Here is a 3,872-nt window from a genome sequence, read left to right on the forward strand (position 1 = left end):
CCCGTCAGCATCCAAGTCGTACATGGATTGGCCGTTGAGCAACACTTGTCCGGATGTGGGTGACAACATCCCGCCTAACATCACCAACAGTGAACTTTTGCCACTGCCGCTGGGCCCGATCAACGACACAAAGTCGCCCTCGGGGATCTCCAACGTTGCGTCGTCGAGTGCCACCACTTGTTGGCGGTGCATTTCGTAGACCTTCGTAACATTCTGCATGGACAACATGGATCAAACCTCCTTGAATGACGTGACGGGATCGAGACGGGCGGCGTTGCGAGCGGGGAAGTAACTGGCCAACAACGTCGTGCCGACCGAAATTCCAATCGCCCAAACCGCCAGCATCGGCATCGGCAACACAGGCACATTGGCCAGGCGAGGTCCGAGCGTGACTGCCAGTGTGGTGCCGATCAGGAAGCCTCCGACTCCACCGGCGACCCCTAGCAACAAGGCTTTGAGCAAGAAGATTCGCAGGATCAATTTCGATTCTGCGCCAAGCGACATCAACGTGCCGATTTCACGGCGGCGTTCATAAACATTCGCGAACATGAAATTCGCGATGCCGGCGCCACCGATCACGACGATGATTGCGACAAAGATCATCGACAGCTTCTCCATCATGCCGTTGACCTTCTGCTGCGTGGCAACAACCTGAGTCACCGTCACGACTTTGGCTTCCGGCAAGAGGTTGTTGACGTTGTCGACCAAACCGGCCGAGATCTCTTTGCAGCAACCAACGATCTCGATGCAACTGACCACGGCATCTTTGCCCGACATTTCTTGTACCGTGTGCAGGTGAGCGAAGATGCGCGAGTCGTCCACCGTTCCTGTTTCGGGCAGCACGGCAACGACAGAAAACTGTTTGCCCATCAAATCCAGCGTTTGGCCTTCTTCGATTCCCAAGGACGCGGCGGTGTCAGAACCGACCAGCGTTTCATTGGTCGCCAAGTCGTCGATGACACGGTTGCGAACCAGCGTTTTCTTGTCTTCCGGTTCCGCCGTGCCGACGTCGATTGCTCCGCATCCGATGGGGCGAGAGAAGATCCCGGCACCGCCCCAAGCCGCCTTGGCCTGGAATTCGCTCTTGGGCAGGATGCCGGTCAAGGTAAACGAACGACCGTCCAGTTCCACCGGCACACACAACTTGGGCGATAGGTTGTCGACACCAGCTAGGTTGGACATCGTCAAACGCAAGGCATATTCCTCGGGGATGGTTGCGTTGTGAATGTCCGCGGAATAGTAATCCTGCAGCGTCACGGACTTGGGCAACACCAAGACGTTGGCGCCCAGGCTGTCCATTTCCCTCGCTACTGCCATTTCAGAGTAGTAGGTGATGTTCTTGATTGCGATGACCGTGGTGATTCCCAATAGGACTCCCACGAAAATCGTGATCATCTGACTCTTTCGCTCAAAGAGTTCTCGCCACACGAGCTTGTTGAGGTTCATAACGTTGTCTCCTTCCAATGTTGTTGTTCGTGGAGTTCGTGCCTACTTGGCGACGGGAGCACAATTGCCGCCTGGGCAGCACTGCTGGCCGGGGGCACACTGGCCATCGGGGCAGCAAGCCGAACTCGCAGCAGTCAGACGCTCGACGATTTCGTCTTTGGTGGCGTTCTCTGCAAACGTCGCGACCGGTTGGCCAGGAGGTGTTAAAACCACCATCACTCCCCTGCCAGCCGAAGCATCGACCTTCAACGATTGCAGAAAGCTCTGCTCGGATGCGTCGGTCGGATCGACGTTGACGATCTGAGTCGAGGCCGCGAAACGTTCGTCTTGCGTCAACGCATGAGCACCTTGGAAAGCGGTCGCGTGGGTGTCGCGTTTCACGCACAGCAGCACCAACTTGCGATCCTGCATTGCCTTCAAACAAGTCGCAGTCGCTGGACTGACGATCGCGTCCCGCAACTGTTGTTCTTGGAACGTTACCGGCAGGCCTCCGGTCACGGCACCGTTGGGAGCGATTGCCAAAGCCAGCGGCATCGGAGCCCGGCTGACACCGAACTGTTTCACGATGTCGGCGTTGTTCGGATCGGTGATCTGAACGCTGATTGCATCAGCCACATCGGACATCTTGGTCGTAGCTTGTTGAAACACGCCCTGCATCGATTGAGTCCGTTCGTCGTTCTGTTTCCAAAAGTAGACGAATAGGTACTTTCCTTCCTGGGACGCCTTTTGCATCGCCGCCCCGGCGGGCCCAGAAACAGAATGCGTGGGGAGCGTGCCTTCAGCTCGAGCCGTCACGGGAGCTAAACAGATGGCAGCCAAAGCCAAAGCTGCGATACCACGGACGTGCAAGTTCATGCGTTTCATCGGAAATCCTTCGCGTGATCGAAACGGAGTGCCCCGTTCAAAAGGGGGGCACCAGCGAAACGGCCAATCCATTTCACTGAATTCGCCTTGGCGAATGTGTTTTGTATATTCGCCCACGCAGATGCGAAAGGTCCAGGCCAATTCTCAAAAAGACGCGAGAGAATGGGCGGTTGATCGCGGGGGGCTCAATCCTTTGTGTCGCCTTGGTAGGCGCCTGCTGAATAGGTCAGTTCATAGCTGTGGGAATAGATTTCGATCAAGTTCCCAAACGGATCTTCGCAGTACACCATTCGATAAGGCTTCTCGCCGGGATAGTATTCGCGGATCGGCATCCGTTGCTTGCCACCATTTTCAACAATCTTTTTGGCAAGCCCTTCGACATCGGGATCCTGCACGCAGAAGTGGAACACGCCTGACTTCCAGTATTCAAAGTTGTTCTCCCGTCGCTCGGCGTTGTCAAACTCGAACAGTTCCACTCCGACACGGTCGCCGGTTGCCAGGTGCGCGATGCGAAAGCGCCCCCAGCCTTCTCCGAAGACATCGTTGCACATCACTCCGATTGCTGAATCATCGGCGACGATTTCAGTTGGAGGCATGATGACGTACCAACCAAGTGTCTTGGTGTAGAACTCCACGGCTTGGTCCAGGTCCGTAACTGAAATTCCAATGTGGGAGAACGTTCGTGGAAAAGTCATGTGCAACAGCCAATGAATGGAATGTGGAAGAGATCGACGGTGGAGAAGATGGGCAGCGACTGGAGCAAACGAATCACCCAGCGTTCACAACAAGGATGGTCAATCATCAAGGATGACCGACGGCCCAACAAGACTGGCCAGAACGATGCGGTCACTGAGCCCATTCGCTCGGTATTGTGCCCACCAGCACATCGCAGTGAACGCCGGCGGAGCATGGGGAAAAGGAACCAAACGTCCGGCCATCGCCGGTCCAACATTTGCAATCGCTTGGTTGGTCGGACAAACGGACGTTTGAACATTCTAAGATACCGGCACCGTTTGGTTCGTTGCCGCACATTGAATGAGGAGAGTGACTTTGAACGACGTGGCCGACGCGGCTTCCTTGATGATTTTGGGCGGCTTCCTGCTGGCCGGATTTGCGGCGGATGTGCTGGGGCGTCGGATGCATGTCCCAAGAGTCACGCTTCTGCTGTTGCTGGGATTCTTGGCGGGACCGTCGGGCTGGCAGTTGGTTCCCGAAGAAATCTCGCAGTGGTTTTCGTTTGCAACGCTGCTTGCGCTCAGCATCATTGGTTTTCATCTCGGGGAAAGGTTTCTTGGCAAACGCTTGCGAACGACGGGCAAACCGGTTGCGTTTGTGTCGCTGGCCGAAGTCGCCGGTTCCGCCGCGGGCGTGTTTCTCTTGCTGTGGGCGTTTGGCGTCCCCATCCCGTTGGCGTTGTTGCTCGCCAGCGTGGCACCGGCAACCGACCCGGCCGCGACGATGGATGTTGCCAGCGGAACGTCCTCGAAAGGTCCGCTGACGGATACTTTGTTGGGCGTTGTGGCGATTGACGATGCGTGGGGAGTGATGTTGTTCAGTCTGCT

The 3,872-nt window shown here is 56.3% G+C and carries 5 protein-coding genes; 1 reads left to right on the forward strand and 4 read right to left on the reverse strand.

The genetic code is table 11. The features are described from left to right. From ACF8AM_RS24250 to ACF8AM_RS24265, 4 genes are all read right to left on the reverse strand, one after another. Positions 1–228 (reverse strand): ATP-binding cassette domain-containing protein (locus tag ACF8AM_RS24250; RefSeq protein WP_392558125.1); only part of this gene is annotated, 228 nt, incomplete at its 3' end. A gap of 3 nt (positions 229–231) precedes the next feature. After that, the gene (locus ACF8AM_RS24255) at positions 232–1,395 is read right to left on the reverse strand and encodes an ABC transporter permease (protein ID WP_392558126.1); all 1,164 of its coding nucleotides are present in this window, start codon (positions 1,393–1,395) and stop codon (positions 232–234) included. Positions 1,396–1,488: 93 nt separating this feature from the next. Next, a complete protein-coding gene (locus tag ACF8AM_RS24260; RefSeq protein WP_392558127.1) occupies positions 1,489–2,310 on the reverse strand; it encodes a hypothetical protein in 822 nt (273 codons plus the stop codon). Positions 2,311–2,495: 185 nt separating this feature from the next. Further along, on the reverse strand, positions 2,496–3,005 hold the full coding sequence (locus ACF8AM_RS24265) for a lactoylglutathione lyase family protein (protein WP_392558128.1): 510 nt from the start codon (positions 3,003–3,005) through the stop codon (positions 2,496–2,498). Between the two features lie 349 nt (positions 3,006–3,354). Here ACF8AM_RS24265 and ACF8AM_RS24270 point away from each other — a divergent pair. Beyond that, positions 3,355–3,872 (forward strand): cation:proton antiporter (locus ACF8AM_RS24270; RefSeq protein WP_392558129.1); only part of this gene is annotated, 518 nt, incomplete at its 3' end.

Source organism: Rhodopirellula sp. JB055 (genome assembly GCF_043100905.1).
Classification (GTDB): Bacteria; Planctomycetota; Planctomycetia; order Pirellulales; family Pirellulaceae; genus Rhodopirellula.